The 17,437-nt window shown below is 50.5% G+C and carries 17 protein-coding genes and 1 pseudogene; 6 read left to right on the forward strand and 12 right to left on the reverse strand.

Annotated features, from left to right (window positions below):
• Positions 1 to 41: 41 nt before the first annotated feature.
• The gene (locus CHH28_RS16325) at positions 42 to 1,940 is read left to right on the forward strand and encodes a phytase (protein WP_094061318.1); all 1,899 of its coding nucleotides are present in this window, start codon (positions 42 to 44) and stop codon (positions 1,938 to 1,940) included.
• Between the two features lie 51 nt (positions 1,941 to 1,991).
• On the opposite strand, the gene CHH28_RS16330 is transcribed toward CHH28_RS16325, so the two are convergent.
• A complete protein-coding gene (locus CHH28_RS16330) occupies positions 1,992 to 2,660 on the reverse strand; it encodes a PH domain-containing protein (protein WP_094061319.1) in 669 nt (222 codons plus the stop codon).
• A gap of 346 nt (positions 2,661 to 3,006) precedes the next feature.
• Here CHH28_RS16330 and CHH28_RS16335 point away from each other — a divergent pair, with 346 nt between their 5' ends.
• Together CHH28_RS16335 and CHH28_RS16340 are read left to right on the forward strand one after the other, a co-directional pair.
• Positions 3,007 to 3,879 (forward strand): hypothetical protein, encoded by an 873-nt coding sequence (locus CHH28_RS16335; RefSeq protein WP_094061320.1) that lies wholly within the window; start codon positions 3,007 to 3,009, stop codon positions 3,877 to 3,879.
• 204 nt (positions 3,880 to 4,083) lie between these two features.
• Positions 4,084 to 4,467, forward strand: a complete 384-nt coding sequence (locus CHH28_RS16340; protein WP_094061321.1) for a VOC family protein — start codon at positions 4,084 to 4,086, stop codon at positions 4,465 to 4,467.
• A gap of 93 nt (positions 4,468 to 4,560) precedes the next feature.
• Here CHH28_RS16340 and CHH28_RS16345 read toward each other — a convergent pair whose 3' ends face one another.
• From CHH28_RS16345 to CHH28_RS16370, 6 genes and pseudogenes are all read right to left on the reverse strand, one after another.
• On the reverse strand, positions 4,561 to 5,202 hold the full coding sequence (locus CHH28_RS16345; protein ID WP_094061322.1) for a hypothetical protein: 642 nt from the start codon (positions 5,200 to 5,202) through the stop codon (positions 4,561 to 4,563).
• A 274-nt stretch (positions 5,203 to 5,476) separates the two neighbouring features.
• Positions 5,477 to 5,743: a hypothetical protein gene (locus tag CHH28_RS16350; RefSeq protein WP_094061323.1), complete on the reverse strand. Its 267-nt coding sequence runs from the start codon at positions 5,741 to 5,743 to the stop codon at positions 5,477 to 5,479.
• A gap of 140 nt (positions 5,744 to 5,883) precedes the next feature.
• The gene (locus CHH28_RS16355) at positions 5,884 to 6,480 is read right to left on the reverse strand and encodes a hypothetical protein (RefSeq protein WP_094061324.1); all 597 of its coding nucleotides are present in this window, start codon (positions 6,478 to 6,480) and stop codon (positions 5,884 to 5,886) included.
• Positions 6,481 to 6,608: 128 nt separating this feature from the next.
• A pseudogene (locus CHH28_RS16360) lies at positions 6,609 to 7,037 on the reverse strand (IS5 family transposase); the annotation flags it as partial.
• Positions 7,004 to 7,387 (reverse strand): transposase, encoded by a 384-nt coding sequence (locus CHH28_RS20675; protein ID WP_094060802.1) that lies wholly within the window; start codon positions 7,385 to 7,387, stop codon positions 7,004 to 7,006. The gene CHH28_RS20675 and the pseudogene CHH28_RS16360, both read right to left, overlap by 34 nt.
• Positions 7,388 to 7,669: 282 nt before the next feature.
• Complete coding sequence (locus CHH28_RS16370) at positions 7,670 to 8,485, reverse strand: helix-turn-helix domain-containing protein (RefSeq protein ID WP_094061325.1); 816 nt, start codon at positions 8,483 to 8,485, stop codon at positions 7,670 to 7,672.
• Positions 8,486 to 8,812: 327 nt separating this feature from the next.
• Between CHH28_RS16370 and CHH28_RS16375 the strand changes: the two genes are divergently transcribed.
• The 3 genes from CHH28_RS16375 to CHH28_RS16385 all read left to right on the forward strand — a co-directional run bounded on the left by CHH28_RS16375 (position 8,813) and on the right by CHH28_RS16385 (position 12,816).
• Positions 8,813 to 10,273 (forward strand): alanine/glycine:cation symporter family protein, encoded by a 1,461-nt coding sequence (locus tag CHH28_RS16375; RefSeq protein WP_094061326.1) that lies wholly within the window; start codon positions 8,813 to 8,815, stop codon positions 10,271 to 10,273.
• A 101-nt stretch (positions 10,274 to 10,374) separates the two neighbouring features.
• Positions 10,375 to 11,772, forward strand: coding sequence for an aspartate ammonia-lyase (locus tag CHH28_RS16380; protein ID WP_094061327.1), 1,398 nt, complete (start codon positions 10,375 to 10,377; stop codon positions 11,770 to 11,772).
• Between the two features lie 15 nt (positions 11,773 to 11,787).
• Positions 11,788 to 12,816 carry an asparaginase gene (locus tag CHH28_RS16385; protein ID WP_094061328.1) on the forward strand — a complete coding sequence of 343 codons (1,029 nt, stop codon included), beginning with the start codon at positions 11,788 to 11,790 and terminating at the stop codon, positions 12,814 to 12,816.
• 136 nt (positions 12,817 to 12,952) lie between these two features.
• Here CHH28_RS16385 and CHH28_RS16390 read toward each other — a convergent pair whose 3' ends face one another.
• The 5 genes from CHH28_RS16390 to CHH28_RS16410 all read right to left on the reverse strand — a co-directional run bounded on the left by CHH28_RS16390 (position 12,953) and on the right by CHH28_RS16410 (position 17,436).
• The gene (locus CHH28_RS16390; RefSeq protein WP_094061329.1) at positions 12,953 to 14,188 is read right to left on the reverse strand and encodes a M23 family metallopeptidase; all 1,236 of its coding nucleotides are present in this window, start codon (positions 14,186 to 14,188) and stop codon (positions 12,953 to 12,955) included.
• A gap of 181 nt (positions 14,189 to 14,369) precedes the next feature.
• A complete protein-coding gene (locus CHH28_RS16395) occupies positions 14,370 to 14,537 on the reverse strand; it encodes a hypothetical protein (RefSeq protein ID WP_157729961.1) in 168 nt (55 codons plus the stop codon).
• Between the two features lie 18 nt (positions 14,538 to 14,555).
• On the reverse strand, positions 14,556 to 14,762 hold the full coding sequence (locus CHH28_RS16400; RefSeq protein ID WP_094061331.1) for a hypothetical protein: 207 nt from the start codon (positions 14,760 to 14,762) through the stop codon (positions 14,556 to 14,558).
• A gap of 129 nt (positions 14,763 to 14,891) precedes the next feature.
• Positions 14,892 to 15,884 carry a hypothetical protein gene (locus CHH28_RS16405; protein WP_157729962.1) on the reverse strand — a complete coding sequence of 331 codons (993 nt, stop codon included), beginning with the start codon at positions 15,882 to 15,884 and terminating at the stop codon, positions 14,892 to 14,894.
• Between the two features lie 4 nt (positions 15,885 to 15,888).
• Positions 15,889 to 17,436 (reverse strand): hypothetical protein, encoded by a 1,548-nt coding sequence (locus tag CHH28_RS16410; RefSeq protein WP_157729963.1) that lies wholly within the window; start codon positions 17,434 to 17,436, stop codon positions 15,889 to 15,891.
• Position 17,437 lies beyond the last annotated feature (1 nt).

Genomic DNA, 17,437 nt, shown 5'->3' on the forward strand with positions numbered 1-17,437 from the left:
ACACAGAATAAGGAACAGCTGCGCCTAGCGGCTCAAAAAATATGAATCACGACAACTTAAAAAAACTGATCGGCGCTGTAGTAGTCACCCACACACTGCTGCTGAATGGTTGCACCACCACAGCAACGGACAGCCAAAATTCTGCTGCAACACAAATAAATAAGACACTAGCGAGCAGTGCGACAACGGTAGCCGGAGAATACCTCAGTGCCTATCAGGACGGCTGGCTCAGTATATCCAGCCAGCAACCGTTGAGTATGAACGGCACTGTTATTGACGATATTCGCGGCGAATATCTCGATATGCGCATTCACAACCAAGTGCCTACTTGGTTGACCATGAATAATCAGCGGCAACTGGTATTAATTCAGCACCAGTCCCAGCAACAAGGCTGGTCGAGCAGCGCCTCTGCACCTGTTAGCACCGCCCTTGAAGGATTGTGCCTGTATCAACCGGCGCACAATCAACCGTTGCAGGCCTTTTTGCTCGGTGAAGAGCATCAAGCGCAACAAGTATTGTTACAGCCACAAGGTGACACATTAACCGTCACGCCACTGCGCAACTTGCCACTGCCACCGGCCAGCGAGTTTTGTGTCGTCGATGATGCTGAAGACGTTATATACGTCACCGAAGAACACATCGGGGTCTGGCGCTATAGCGCACGTGTGGAAAGTGAAATTCGCCGCCAGCCGTTAGCATTGGTCGCGCCCAATGGGCCACTACAGGAAGTTGGCCCATTGGCAATGAATGCACAACAGCTGTGGATGGTCAGCAAAGGAGGGCATGAGCTGTACCAGTTTGAGCAGCACCAGCTCAACCAGCGCTGGCAACTCAATGACACCATTTCCGCCGACGGGTTGGCACTGCAACAGCAGACACAACATATCTCCGCGATGGTGCTCAATGAAAACGATGAACAATGGCATGCGCTCACGTTGCCAAACCAGTCAGTTTCCGCATCAATCAACAAAATTCCCGAGCTGCCTGCGACTGGCGAAACCACTCCAGTGCCCAGCATTGGTGATGCCTCGGACGACCCAGCCATTTGGGTACACCCAAAAGACGGTAAATTAAGTCGTATTTTGGGTACCGACAAACAACAGGGTTTATTCGTCTATGACTTAAGTGGCGAGCAGCAACAAGCGCTGATGGTTGGTCGTGTTAATAATGTCGATGTGCGCCAAGGTTTTAGCCGCCAAGGTCAAGCCATGGACATCGCCGCAGCCAGCCAACGCGATCGTGCTGCGATTGCGCTGTTTGCCATCGACCCTAACAATGGCCACATCCGTGTGGCGGAAGAAATTCCCACCACACTCGACGATGTATACGGCTTGTGTATGTATCGTGGCAACAATGAAGCACTGTATGTGTTTATCAATGATGAAGACGGCCGCTACGAGCAATGGCAAATTCTCGACCAAGCAACGGGTTGGCAAGGTAAAAAAGTACGTGAATTTGCACTCAACAGCCAACCGGAAGGCTGCAGCGGCGACGATGCTCGGCAACAATTATTTCTCGGCGAAGAGAATGTTGCTTTGTACGTTATGAACGCTGAGCCCAACACGAGTACTGATTTACACACCATCGGCCGTGCTGGGGATGACTGGCTGACCGCCGACATCGAAGGCATGGAAGTATTCGACGACGGTAATAACGCCTATTTATTGGTATCCAGCCAAGGGAACGACAGCTACGTTTTGTATAACGCGACGGCGCCCTACCAACCTTTAACCCGCTTTCGTATCGGTATGAACCTGCAAAAACACATTGATGGCGCCTCAGAAACCGACGGCTTAACCGTCTCCAGCGCCAACTTTGGGCCAGGGTACGAGCATGGTTTGATCGTAGTGCAAGATGGACGCAACTTGATGCCTAAGCAAACACAAAACTTTAAGTTGGTGTCGTGGCAACACGTGAAGCAGCTGTTACCGCAGCAGTAGCTGCTTAATCAGCCAACACTAGCCCCGTGTGGCGGGGTTAGTCTGAAACACTTATGCGTTCAATAGCTTGGCTTTTAGGGTTTCAAACTCGACGTCGTTGATGGCGCCTTGATCAAGCAGAGCTTTGGCTTCGGACAACTTAGCCAAAATATCTTCACCATTGTCAGCGCCGGCTCCAACATTCACCTCCATATGGGTAGCGCCGCTCATCGCCCGATGCTGTTCCATATCGCGCACTCGGTGTTTTTCCTCCCAGCCTTGCTCTTGCGCTTGCGCGTAACGATACACCTCAACCGCTGCGTCCGAGTCCACATTAATATCGAGCGGCGCTCCCATACGGTGGCTGAAATGAATATGACTACCAGAAAAGACTGGGATGATGTTTTGCTCGACATGCGCATCACGCAAATCTTTCCATTGGATGTCGGTCATTTTATAACCACCAAACAAGGGACGTTTAAACAGCAATACTCGGCTTTCAGTAATGATCAACACGCTGCGGCGATGGAATAATGCAAATGGACGCTTCTCATGTACAGTACACAGGGCCTGCTCGCCACTCGTCAGGGTCTGCAGAAATTTGGCCTTGTCCGCCTCCAGTCGCTTCGCTCCGCGAAACAGCATAAATAAGTGCAACGCCCAAAACGGAATGCCGATGACAGTAACCACCATCACCATGCTGTAAAGAATAAAAACGATTGAGGTTGTGATAGCAGCCATACGCGCTCCTTGCTGTACTGAGGTTGGGATAGTTCGATGAAGTTGGAATGGAGCGAGATTTTCAACAGGTTTGTTAGCAGAGTCAATGCATATGAGCGGCTGTCAACCGCATGACCAAAGCAACCGCGTGACCAGAGCAACCGCAAAGTCAAAGCACTAAACAAAGCCAGCAAATCGTGCAAGCTTCGTCGTGACGGGTCGACATCGCATTGCACTTCACTGTTCCCCGCCCCGCTCTATACCACTGCGAACGATGTCAATAACATACAAGACACAGAGTCAAAGCCCTAATACCATGGGTAGCATACTCTCCCACGAACCCTCATTAATGCATGGAGGCTTGATCATGCGTGCCACCCATAAAACCTTACTACTGGCAGCACTACTGAGCGGCTGCGGCAGCGACAGCAGTAGCAGCAACAGCGACACGAGCAACGCGACTGTCCATCAAGACCTGAACAACCAAGACATCGTAGTGCTGGGTACGGTAGCCAAGGCGAAAACGTGGCTAGGTTCGATACGCTTCTTTTATTTACCCGAGCCGAACCAAGCTGCCTTAGCCATTGTTCACCCGGACACAACCAGCATCGCCGATAATCAAGCCAGTATCCTAGTGCGCACACATCAAGGTAACTCACCGATTGCCCTGCGAGTCACCGCAACTCAACACGCGGGGCCGCAGACAACAAAATGGAGCACCGGTGTGGAGCGCCAGCTGCAGTGGGTCTATTTACCCGCGAACAGTGCAACAGAGGTGGTGCTTAACGTTAGTTCGGCCAATGCCGACGAATCTCCTACATTTGCCTTTGCGCTACTGTCGCCGGAGCGTTCCTTGTTAAAGCTGAGCAATGATGAAGTGCTGTTACACGGTGAACGCACCGTAACGCAGCGCTGCAATGGCGGCTTCACTGGCGGAGAACTGCCCGAAACGACCATTAGCAATGGCATGCAGTACATTGCTCACTTTGCAGCGGAGTCGGCCTACCTTGAAAGCCCAACCGGGCAGCGCATTTCACTACAAAATACAGCGAGCACCTCTTTTACCACCACCTACAGGGTGCCCGACTTTGAACCCGCCCAAGATATCCAGGTGACTTATCAATATGATCCGAATCTCGGCACCATCAGCGCCGAAGGACAATCCGATGAATTTGCCATTGATGATGGCCAAGCCAATTGTGTAGTGCATTTCGCCTACAACGGTCGCGTAGTGCTGTAGTGCTCTCGCGAGAAAGTTCTGTGCAGGTATTTTTTGCTTGGAAGAAAACCGAGTGGTCTCTGCAACTCAGCTCAAAGCGCCAAGATATGAATCGCTACGGCATGCGCAACGGCCAGCAACAGAGCAGATAGCAAGACTGGACAACTGCACATTGACGATACCGCTCGCTAAAGATGAAGATGAAGATTCGAAAAAGAGGTTGAGATGAACCTAAACCAAGTAACGCTGGCAACCAACAATATTGAACAGTCGAAGACGTTTTACCAAACCCTAGGCTTTACCTTAATTGTTGATGCACCACACTACGTGCGCTTTGCCTGCACGCAAGGCGATGCTACCTTCTCGCTGCTACAGCAAGATGAACCAGTCAATAACGACAGTGTGGTGTATTTTGAATGCCAACATCTGGATAGCTGGGTAAATGAGCTGATTGAATGCGGCATACAGTTTGAACAATTGCCAACGGACCAACGTTATTTATGGCGCGAGGCAATATTGAAAGACCCATCTGGTAATAAAATAAAGCTGTATTGGGCGGGAGAGAACCGCCTAAATCCGCCGTGGAAAGTACAACACACCAGTAGCTAGGAATAACACCTTCGCTTAGTAATGCAGGTATTTTAGCTATGCTGGCAGCGCACTAGAACCCCAGGCCAGCTTCAGCGCTGGCCTGGTAGTAAATCAGTAACGTTCAATCGAGCGAATATCGCCAGACTCGTGCCACTGCATCAGCTCTGCTTTGCTGAATTCAACGCGCGCGCCGTAATAGTCATCTTCGCGAGCTGCACCTGAACGCAAGTCTTTGCGTACGCCTTTACTTTTGCTGTAAACGGTATCACCAATATCAAACTCGATCATATCGCCGTTAATTTGGTGAATACGCAGCAAACCGTAACGGTAATCGGCGGAGTCTTCGCCAAAGATATCTTTGATATCAACAATGTAATAATCATTGACTTGCGGCGCTGCAATAAACTCGGCTTCTTCGGCATTATTCTGCTGCACAGCAATCATCAAAGCGATCGCCAGCACCACCGCCAGAGCCAGGCCGGTAAACATGGGCAGCACTTTTTGATTGGTAAAGATCTGGCCTTTCAGCTCACTAACCACATTGCTCGGCACTTCGTCGCCAATCATGGTTTTTTTACAGTGAGTACATTCGATACCGACTTGTTTTGACAGCGGCATCGTTGGGATGCGATACAAATGAAAATACTTCAGCAAACCAAAGGCATTAAATTGGGTTGCGCCACAACTTGGGCACTCAACGCCATCCACTTGGCTGCCGTTAATGACTTTACTATTAGAACCCCAAACCAGCATGATCGTCTCCTATAGAGGTCGGGTAATGGCAATACAGGAGATCAAGCGCCAGCCACGTCGCGGCGGTAGAACATGAACTCCTTTTCATTAAAACCGGTTCTTCACTTATCCTGAGAATTTGAACCAGGTGAGCATCATACCCTGAGCTTCGATTCACACAAGGAATTAGATCACACTTGCCAGACCTGAAAAGTGTCGACTTGCGTCCAAAGCCATATAGCCAGCGTGCTTATACAGGTTTCCAACTGAAGATGGCTTGGCAGCCTAGTCGCGCTTATGGCCGGGCACGGAAATGCCACTCATACATACCCACATCGTTGTGAATGGAATGACGCACGGAGTCGTCAATGGCGCTCGAGTCCTGCTGATACAAACCACACAAACTCAATGCATTGAGCACATCCACCTGCGGGCCTAAATATTCGTACACCACCCGTGCGCAACACGGCATGCGCTCGCCACTGCCAGACACACCCAGCTTTAATCCGCTCAAACGCAAAATACGGTTTTTAAAGGAAGGAAATAAAATCGTTTGCGTCAATAGAGAAAAGCCTAAGGCAAGCCTTAAAACTACATTCTGAGAATCAACAGCTGCTCAAGTGTCATCAGGCAAATAGACATACTGCATTACGTTGACGACACTTTAACAGAAGAAAATTTTTAGCGAAGTTGTAGCAAGAGTTATTCGCCAGTCGGTGCGCTGCCTATACCAGCCTCACTCAAAACCTTGCGAATGAGATTGTGCTCCGCATCTTTTCTCCAATTTCGTCCTTCTATATTGTCAGGATTAGAACGAAATACGTTAAACCAAGATCGCGTTGTAGAAAAGCTTACATCGCGTTCAACTTCAACGCCCTCAGCTGGATCTGAATAAGTAACGGAGTAGCTGGTATAATCGTAGAAAGGAATGAAGCCAATAGAGAGCACGTTCACCAATAACGAAAAACTATCAATCATCCCAGGGGTGTTGGTTTCCTCAATCTTTATCATCGCTGATCCAGTATCGCTGGAAGGAAAAACTTTATAACCGCGATCTTTGAACTCATTAACGACAAACTCTATTCGCTCTTTATTTGAGCATTTACTCCGCACTATATTCCCAGACCTACCACTCACATGGCATTGCATATCAGCATCGATTTCCAACGCTTTTGGCTGATAGATGTCTCCTTTGTAAGCACCCTGAGGGGTAGGAATCTCTAGCAAGCTCTGATCTGAGATCGAATACGTTGTACAACCCGAGGCGATCAACACAAAGCACAAAACAATAACTCTCATAACTACCTTTTAATGTTTAATTAAGGGCACGCCACAGCATACACTCAGTACTGACTTCAAGATCAAAGAAGCTTATCTAACACGCCAACACGTGCCATTCTAGTTCAATCTAAAGCCTAGAAGCTGTTTCACAACTTCTTTAGCACGATCATCATGCAGGCGGCGTGAAAGAAGGCTCGATACATTGAGAGCTTTCTTTCCCATCGAACCACTAATCGCCGATAATTTCCAAGCCAAGCAAAAGTGCGCTCTACTTTCCAGCGACGGTCGTACCTTCTCAGCTTTCTACCATCTTGCAGCGGCGCTTTTCTCCTGTTTCGACGATGTGGACAAATGAGATCAACGCCCCGTTTCTTTAACGCCATTCGCAGAGGATCAGAGTCTGCCGCTTTATCGTAAATCAAACGCTTCACCTTGCTCTTGCCATAGGAAACATTTAACAAAGCCTCAATCAGATTGACCTCCGCCGGTGACGCTGAGCCAAGTGTCAGCCCGATTGGAATGCCTTCGCCATCGACGACTATCATCCACTTCGACCCCTTACCACGCTTGGTTTTTCCAACACCGAGGCCCCTTTTTTTGCGGGTGCAAAACTACCATCAGAAAACGATTCTTCCCAATTTAACCGCGACTGTTGATCCAGAACGCGAAGAAGCTTACGCCAGGCTTTGACCCATGCACCTTGCTCTTCCCAGTACTGAAGGCGGCGCCAGCAGGTACTCGGTGAAGGATAGTGCTCAGGTAGATCACGCCAGCGCGCACCTGAACGTAAGACCCATAAAATGCCCTCGAAACAGGCTCGATTGCTGATAGGTTTGGGACCCCCTTTGCCACGAGGCAGGCTGGGTAAACAAGGCTCAATGTGTGCCCACTGTTGGTCGGTCAGTTCTGAGGTTGAACGTTTCATGGTGGAGGAGTTGAAGCTGATAGTTTTGATTATTATATCGGACTGAAGGTTATGAAACAGCTTCTACTCATTGGATAAAACACTTTATATCAATAACTGAAAGCCTCGCTTCGGCGTCTTAACGCAGATCGGCGAGATTTCAAGCTGAATCATACCCCGTTACTTATTATACACAAGTACGCTGTCATCAGATTATCGCCCTAATAGCGAAATTTCCTGACTGTCTAACCCGTCACTCTCGAGATCAAGATCCAGCTTATCCGAAAACTATAATAGCGTTCGTTATGGCCGAGCGCGGAAATGCCACTCATACATACCCACATCGTTGTGAATGGAATGACGCACGGAGTCGTCAATGGCGCTCGAGTCCTGCTGATACAAACCACACAAACTCAACGCATTAAGCACATCCACCTGCGGGCCTAAATATTCGTACACCACCCGTGCGCAACACGGCATGCGCTCGCCACTGCCAGACACACCCAGCTTCAATCCGGTCAAACGCAAAATACGGTTTTTAAAGGAAGGAAATAAAATCGTTTGTGTTAGCTCATGGCCCGTCAGCGACTCGTAATCCGACATAAAAATACGGTCGGTGAGATAATGCACCACACCTAAATACTTGCCATGAAAAACTTTATCCGCAGGCGACTCTTGCAAGCGCTCGGTGCGTTGATACACCACGTGCTCACCCTGTTTTTCCATGCACACGAGTGTGCGCAGTATTTTCCCCGGGCACGCCATGGATTGATAATATTCAAAGTAATAGCCAAGGTAGCGCTCTAAGTTGTGGTTTGCACTCCATTGCTCCAGCTGCTGTAAGTGTGGCCACAGCGGATGGCTGGGCTCGTCCGCTTCTGCTCGCTTTGGTCGAACTTTCACCAAGCGTTCAAATTGACTGTGCGGCAATAGTATTTCGTGCTTTTCAACGCCGAAAAAGGTGCACAGCTTTAGCAGCATGTTGGCTGACGGCTGGCTGCGTCCGTTTAAGTAGCGATTAAATTGCGAGCGATTGACATCCAGCCGACGGCACACGTCGGCAATGGACTTGTAGTAGCTGCACAATAGTTTCAGATTGAGCGAAAAGTCATTCGACATACACACGTTGCCTCGGGCACAAGAGTCTTTGGCGCTGGTGGCAACACACCGCACACCACAGGCGCTCGGTCAGCCAGGGCGCGCATCATAGCGAACACGCATCAGATCGCACACCACCAAACTGATGCTAGATGACACGCCTTTAGCACCAACTAGCATCAGTTTAGATCAGAGCGCCAAATGTTGTCTTGCCTGTTTTTTTGATTGCATAGGACTGTTGGCGCGACTGCGGCCTGCAACGCCAAAACCATGCGTTCAGCCACGGCCAATTGCGGCCACTGCGTCATAACAATAAAAACATGCACCCTGGTGCGACTGGAGGAAAATATGCTCGATCTGCTCAACGATCTGTTGTGGGGCAAGCTGCTGATTGCAGTGCTTCTGATTCTGGGAGTCTGGTTTACCCTGGCTTCGCGCTTTGTTCAATTTCGCTATTTTGCTTCGATGTTTCGCATCCTGGGCTCCAGCCAGGCCTTCAAACGTGACCCCAACGGCCATTTAAGTTCGTTCCAGGCACTGGTGCTGTCTGTTGCTGGCCGTGTGGGTGGCGGTAACATTGCCGGTGTCGCGGTGGCCATCGCCTTAGGCGGCCCAGGCGCGGTATTTTGGATGTGGGTCGTCGGTTTAATGGGCATGGCGACCAGCTACTTCGAATGTACGCTGGCGCAAACCTACAAAAAGGCCGAGCCAGATGGCACCTATCGCGGCGGCCCGGCGTATTACATCGCCCGCGGTTTGGGTGAAAAATGGAAATGGCTGGCCGTGGTTTACTCTGCCCTGCTGCTGATCACCTTTGGCTTCGGCTTTACCGCACTGCAGTCATACGCTGTTGCCACCTCCGTTGAAGACGCCTTTGGCGTACCGGCCTATTACACCGGCATCGCGCTGGCGTTAGTGGTGGGTTTGATTATTTTCGGCGGCGTAAAACGCATTGCCAAAATCTCTGAAGTACTGGTGCCGATTATGGCGCTGGGTTACATCGGCATTACCGCGGTCGTACTTGCCTTAAACGTAAGCGAAATTCCAGCGGCGCTGAGCCTGATCGTTAAAAGTGCCTTTGGCTTGGAACCTGCCATTGGTGGCGGCATTGGCGCGGCCATTTTAATGGGCGTAAAACGCGGTCTGTTCTCCAACGAAGCGGGCCTTGGCAGTGCGCCTAACGTGGCAGCCGTGGCTTATGTGCCACACCCTGCTAACCAGGGCATCGTGCAGTCGTTTTCGGTATTTATCGACACCATCATTCTGTGCTCGTGCACCGCATTGATTATTTTGCTGAGCGGCGCCTATGACCCAGCGTCTGCTGGCACTCAAGGTGGCGTGGCGTTAACGCAAATGGCACTGGCCGATCACGTTGGTGAATGGGGCCGTATGTTTGTCAGTGTGGCCTTATTGCTGTTTGGCTTCAGCACTATTTTGTACAACTACTACTTAGGCGAAAACAGCCTGAACTTCTTCAGCGAAGAAAATCAGAGCCTGTTCAACGCCTTCCGTGTCGCCATTATTTGCTTGTGTTGCGGCGGTGCCATTATGAACCTAGGCACGGTATTCGCCTTTGCAGACGTCACCATGGGCTTACTGGCACTGGCCAACCTGGTGGCGCTGGCACTGCTGTTTAAGACTGGCCTGCGAGTCATGAAAGACTACGACCAGCAGCGCGCCAACGGCGTCAAAGTACCGGTATTTGATGCTGACAAATTTGCCGACCTAAACATCGATAAAAACGCCTGGAAAGCCGAAGCGCCACAACCAGACGCAGAGCCACAAGGCGAGTTTGCCAAAGCAAACTGAGTCAAAACCATTCAGACCCCAGGGGGCTTGCCCCCTCTTTGCCAGCCCCAAGCCTGTTTGCGGGCTGGCTTTTTTAATCTCGGATTAGTCTCGGAGATGTCATGACAACCCGACTCGAACACGATTTACTCGGCGACCTCGCCATTCCGGCCGATGCCTGGTACGGCATTCAAACCCAGCGCGCCGTCAATAACTTTGCCATTACCGGCGTTCCTATCAGTCACTTTCCGCAGCTGGTCAAAGCGCTGGCGCTGGTAAAACAAGCGGCCGCACAAGCCAACCGAGATTTAGGCATTTTGGCACCAGGCAAAGCCGAAGCCATCATTGCCGCTTGTGAAGACGTGGCCGATGGTGCGCTGCACGATCAGTTTGTGGTCGATTTAATTCAAGGTGGTGCTGGCACATCCACCAACATGAACGCAAACGAAGTGATCGCCAATCTGGCGCTGGAGAAACTCGGGCGCAACAAGGGTGAGTATCAACACCTTCACCCTAACGACGATGTCAATTGCTCGCAGTCCACCAACGATGCCTACCCCACCGCCGCTTGCCTGGCGATACAATTTGCCGCCGAGCCGCTGGTCGAGTCGATCCGCAGCCTGGTCAATGCGCTGTATAAAAAAGGCAGTGAATTTAGCGACGTGGTGAAAATGGGCCGCACGCAATTGCAAGATGCCGTGCCCATGACTTTGGGGCAGGAGTTTGATGCCTTTGCCGTCAACCTGTCGGAAGACATCGACCGCCTGCACGAAGCCTGCTTACTGTTGTGCGAAGTAAATTTAGGCGGCACCGCCATTGGCACCGGCATTAATACCCACGCCGATTATTCCGCCCTAGCCATTCGTCATTTGGCCGAGTTATCGGGCAAACCCATGGTGCCTGCTGCAAACTTAATTGAAGCCACATCGGACATGGGCGCCTTTGTACTGTTCTCCGGAGTGCTGCGTCGTTTCGCCATTAAGTTAGGCAAAATGTCGAATGATTTGCGCTTGTTATCAAGTGGCCCACGCACCGGTTTTGGTGAAATAAAATTGCCACCCATGCAGCCTGGCTCGTCGATTATGCCCGGCAAAGTCAATCCGGTGATTCCCGAAGCCGTCAACCAAACGGCGTATCAGGTAATGGCTAACGACTTAGCGGTCACGCTGGCTGCTGAAGCCGGACAGCTGCAACTGAATGCCATGGAGCCGTTAATTATTTATAACCTGTTAAATTCCATGCGCATGCTGGGCGAAGCCTGCCACATGTTGGAGCAACGCTGTATTGTTGGCATTGAAGCCAATCGTGAACGCTGCGCTGAGCTGGTCGACATTAGCATTGGCAGCATCACGGCACTGGTGCCGCATATCGGCTACGCCAACGCGTCACGCATTGCCAAACAGGCATTGCACAGCGGCGGCACGGTAAGGGAATTAATTCTGGCCGAAGGATTGCTTAGCGAAACAGAACTGGAACAACTGCTGAGCCCTCAATCCATGCTGGGGCATCATTCAGCGTAAAAAACGGGAGACTGTATGACGGAACAACACGTACTGGTGATTTACTGCGGCGGCACCATTGGCATGACGCCATCGGCCGACGGTTTTGTGCCGGCACGCAATTTTGCCGATGCCGTGCAACAGCACCTGCCTGCCGATCAGACACTGCCGCAATACACTCTGCTTGAGCTGGATGAACTGATCGACAGCGCCAACATCCGTTGTGACCATTGGTTGCAGCTCGCTGGTATTTTGCAGCAAAACTGGCACGACTATGATGGTTTCGTCATCTTGCATGGCACCGACACCATGGCCTACAGCGCGTCTATGCTGTCGTTTTTATTAACTCAGCAAGACAAGCCGGTGGTGTTTACCGGTGCGCAAATTCCGTTATCCCAGCCTGGCAGCGATGGGTTAAACAATCTTATCAACAGTTTGCACGTGGCAGCCTACTCTGCATTGCCAGAAGTGGTGGTGTGCTTTAACCATCGTATTTTACGCGGCAATGGCTGCACCAAAGTGAGCAGCACACAGCTGGATGCCTTCCAGTCTCCCAATGGTCGCGAATTAGGGCGTGTTCATTCAGGCGGCACTGAACTGAATAGGGAACGGAATACGACGCTGAATGCACAAACAAGAACCGGCCTGCCCTTGCAGTGCCAATTGCCCACCCTGCGCCCAGAAGCCGTCGCCATAGTACGGTTTTACCCCGGCATTCAAGGTAGTGTGATTGAAATGATGGCGGCCAACGCCCAAGCCGTGGTGCTGCAAACCTACGGCCTGGGCAATTTTCCCGACGCCGACAGCAAAGTGGTGCAAGCACTGCAGCGACTGCAGCAGCAGGACATTGTGGTGGTTAATACCAGCCAGTGCCTGAATGGTGGTGTGCAGCAAAGCACCTACGCCAGCGGCGCGGTATTAAATCCGTTAGGCGTCGTCGACGGTCAGGACATGACTCTGGAAGCCGCGTTCACCAAATTGCATTATTTGCTGGCGACGGAAAGCCGCACCGACAACATACGCGAAAAAATGCAACAGGATTTGCGCGGTGAACTTACTCGCTGAACTTACTCGCTGAACTTACTCGCTGAACTTACTCACTGAATTTGCTCACTGAGCTTCCCTTCATGAACCGCGGCTCTAAAAACTCGCTAAAACAGCCAGTGTATAGAGCCGCGAAAGCTACTGTTCCACTATCGATTTATTGTTTTGGCCCAGAATTATACAGCCAGTCCCAGGCGCAATAACTGCGTTGTTCATCCTGGTGGTACAGCCAATAGCGGCGGCAATTGTCGTCGTAACTGTAATTGCCGACATTCACCACATAGGGACCCAGGTTAACGCCTTGCAGAGATTGATAACGACCGTTATACAGCAATGAAAAATGCAAATGTGGCCCGGTTGAGCTACCGCCCTGGCACAATGCCGTATTGCGATCGTTCGCATAGGTGCCGATGCGGGTATTGATGTCTACCCAATCACCGCTACTCACCTCGATATCTTCCATATGGTAATAGTTGGTCTGCCAACCACTGGGATGAGTAATGCGTAAATTACAGCGCGAATAGACCTGCACCTGACCCGAGTGCGCCGCCGTCACACTGTAGGTGCGACCGCCCCAACGCGGCCAATCGTAGGACACATCCACCGACGACAACGGATAGCCCGAGCCAGAATTGGCGTGCGCGCCGTTGGCCTTCCAGTAATACCCCTGCCGCCATGGCCACTGCAGCAGATCCGGCGGTGGCGTTGCCGCAGCCTGTACGGTCATCGGCGCCAGGCGCGTACTAAACGCCTTGGGAAATAATCGTTGATATGCCTCGACCACCGCCCGCAGATGCTGATCAGCATTCAGCTCTGCTTGCGCAAACGACTGCCACAACGCCCAGCTGGCAGCACTGGAGGTGGCAGCCCGCGCCTCGGGCTGCTCATCATACAAATAAAAATAACTGGCCAGCGTCAGTAATTGCTCGGCGATTATTTCGCTGATTGCGTTCTCAGCTGGCTCTGCTGTTTGTGCGTCTAACTCGCTGCCCAATGCCTGCTCAGGCAGCGCTCCCCACAACGGCCTCAAGGTGCTGCTCGATGCGCTAATTTGCTGCCCGTTCGCCTCCAGCAACGCCACCACCAGCTGCGGATTAATACTGGCCGTACCCGCCCAATGAGATAACACGTCGGCATAAGGCAGCCATTGCGGTGCATGCTGCTGCAAATAGACGGACCACACTAACGGCTCACTGCGCGGCACATCGACAAACTGTGCGACCGACAGCTCCTGCACCCGCGACAGTGCCAACGGCTCCGAGCCGATAGCCATGCGCTTGGGCGCACTGACATCAAAGCTATGAATATCCACCGCATACGCATGCAACGCGAGCACACACTGCCCCACACTGATGCCAACGGCCAATAGTTTTTTATTGACATAAGAGTCCATTCCTTGCTCCTAGAGATACGCTTATCGATTACTCTAGGGCTCAGTCTAGGTAGCTGTGCATTGGCTGCTAAAATGCCCGCCACGGTTTCGGAACTAAGTATGACGATACCGCAGCAGGTGGTGTTACTAACGCAATATGCGCATCGTTTTTTAGCGGGTGATCGGGCGCTACCGTCGACGATCAAGATGCAAACATAGGCACATCGCCGCCGTTGGCGAGGTAATCCTGCAGCCACAAAATGGCTTTGATGCTGCCCAATGTGTTTACTTTGCGGGTGACGAGTTGATTAAACTCCTCGACGCGCGTGTCTTTTTCTACATCGTCATACATGAGGGTAATAAAGGGCATAAAGGGCTTGACTTGCACTTAGTGGTGATAAGCCTGGTTACGATCAAAATCCAACTTTTGCAATTGCCGGTCCGGGTCGATGGCAAATTCTTTGAGGCCGATGTCGAACACATCGTCGTCATTGGCGACCTGGCGAGTCACCCGACCGATAGAGCCGCGTCTTTTTAGCCCCGCTGGCAAGAGATCGCCGCTGTCATCGAGCCATTCTATGTGTACTTCGATCACAGTATCTTCTGTAGTAGCGGTGCCTTCGTTGCTGATGGTTCAGCGCTCACCGAACGTTTAAACAACCAGCCACTTGTTTTGCAAGCGACTGGTTTATTTGCGCCAATAATTAAAGAGCGATGTCAGCCTTCAGCGCAACACATCTGGATCATTAAGCAATGGATCATGCATTTCTGGAATCAACTTGCCCTCTTCCCCTGGGCATTCAGAGCGGGAGGGAAAGCCTTGCTGCCAGGTCAACTTCTTGTCATCCAGCCAAGTTAAGGCATCAATAGTGGATGTTTCCTGTAAAGCATAACCTCCCTCAACCAACTCATAGTGCATAGCCACCTCGCCAATCATATGGAACCCAGACACAGATTCACTTCGTAAATTTGAACGATACATTTTCCTCCAAAGGATAATATCCAATGCATCATCACCATCAAAATTGCTTACAAAGATTTTAGAGTAGGACTTTTGCGCTGGCAGCTTCTGCATAACCAGTACATCCGCTCCACTATCAGAAAAATACTGAGGATCCGAATCAGAGTATGGCGGAGGAAATATTTCCTTCACGACATCTTCAATTAACTCGTCATTCAATTCGTAGTGATAACTAAAGATGACTTCCTCATTTAGAGGAGAAAAGAAAACGATTGAAGCACCTGCAAACAAAACAACCTCGGACGTGCCATCACTATCGAAGTCACCATAGCGCAGAGGAATACTTTTCAAGCAGCCTGCCGGCATAGTTGAATCGAGCGAAAGATAACTGGCCACCCTACTGACTAACTCAGTAGGGTTTTCTGGTAACTCAAGATCCCCACCACGCGCAATGCTTGCAGCCTCTGCAGCAGCCGCATACTCGCCAGCGAAAAACAAATGTCCAGGCCAAGGATGGATAGGCCAAGCATCTAATAGCACACCTTTTTCATAGTTCGCCTTACCAATTGTTGAGTCATATGTATAAACCACACCATCACCAGCATCCACAGCAAAAGTGGGCGAGTAACCAGCTTCGAAGTCTGCTGCAGTGAGCTTTCCCCATAGAACGTCATCAGGGCCCAAACCATCTTTCAACTCTATAGATAGGGCATGAATAGGAAAGGCAAGACAGATAGAGAATATCATCATTTTCATATGTTTAGCATTCAACCTTATGCTCATCAGACCCAGATGCTCGCACGAAGTAGTCATTCCAACGCGCTGGACGCACACCACCTCCACGAAGGTTAATATTGAAAGCCGGATTCATCCAATCCCTTTCTCCATACTCGAAACACCAAAACTGTCCAGCACGAGGATTCGGCGTCCCATCAGAGTTTCGGTCTGGATATACGCCACCGCGCCATTTATAGGTTCTGTATGGGAGGTTCAGTTTATCATTGTCATGCATTACCCGAATACCGTATCTCATTGCCGTAGTTCGTCCAAAAAGACGCTGCTGTCTCGGACTTCTTTCTCGATACGGAATCGCCATTATTTCCTGATATTCGTTGCTTCCTGGTGTCATCTGAGAAGTAATTAATTCAAGCCAAGACGTTTGATTAAAAATACCTGCACCTTGATTATATGCTCCTATCGCCTTTGCCAAGAGCTCATATGTATCATCGGTGTGATTTCCCCCAGCAACAGCTTCTGCTACTTCACCGGTACTGTAGCTGAGAAGAACTAAGGTATCTCCACTACGATAAGTTCCTGTGTAAGAATCGTTGTTAAATGCACTTCGGAACGAACGACCGCAGTTGCCTTCTGCTGCTGCAAGCCACACAGCCTTCGCCACTAAATTCTGACCAGGATCATAATGGTTAACGCGGCTGACACCGTCTTGATCATAGGCAGAAACAGCACCGCATATACGCCCTCTAGATGCAGCAGCCGACGTACCATCCAATGACAAACCTCCATAGGCATACTTGTTTTGTATTTGATTGAACCCGGTACTTCCCGCCTCGTCGGCTCCGCCGACAGTAAGCCTAAATACATCATCAAGCCTTGCACTGTACCCCCAATGACGACCATTAGATTCTTGTTCTGCCATCGCTCTTAAAATATCAACACGCTGAAAATTTCGATAACGACTCACCTGCTGGTGAAGAGCAACTGTATAAGTTGGTTCTATATCATCTAATTCGACCCCACGAGGATAGTGAATTACTCCATCAAAGACAGCTTCCGCAGCATCCTTATCTGCTTGACTCAAATCACTAAAGTTATAACGCTGGATATCAGAAAAGATGCCATAAGCCTCTAAATAATGTAGCCAGTGTTTTTGAAGCTCATCAATCGTGTTGTAAGCTCTGCCATTGTGAATCAAGCTAACCATTGCTTGATGGTCTGTAGTCCTTGTAACAGGGGTGTGACTAAAATAGTTAAACCGTCCCAGCATCTTGCCCACGGTACCGTTACCGACTTCAAATATTTCGCGCTGACTCTCGTTTGGTATTCGCCGCCCTGCTACACCAGGACCTCCACCTGGACTCACCCCCAACTGCCACAGCATTTGCTCAAGCATGGCCACATCACTGCCTTGCAATGGCTCTTCACCGTCAGCGGCAGGGCCAATAACACGATTGGCAATACGGAACTGCTCTTTCCTTTCTGGAAAATCCACCGTAAAAACATTGCCATCCATAGGGATTTCAACAACACGATTTCTAAAATCGTAAGTGACCTCGACGTCTACCGACAAG

It is taken from the genome of Bacterioplanes sanyensis (genome assembly GCF_002237535.1).
In the GTDB taxonomy this organism is placed as follows: domain Bacteria; phylum Pseudomonadota; class Gammaproteobacteria; order Pseudomonadales; family Oceanobacteraceae; genus Bacterioplanes; species Bacterioplanes sanyensis_A.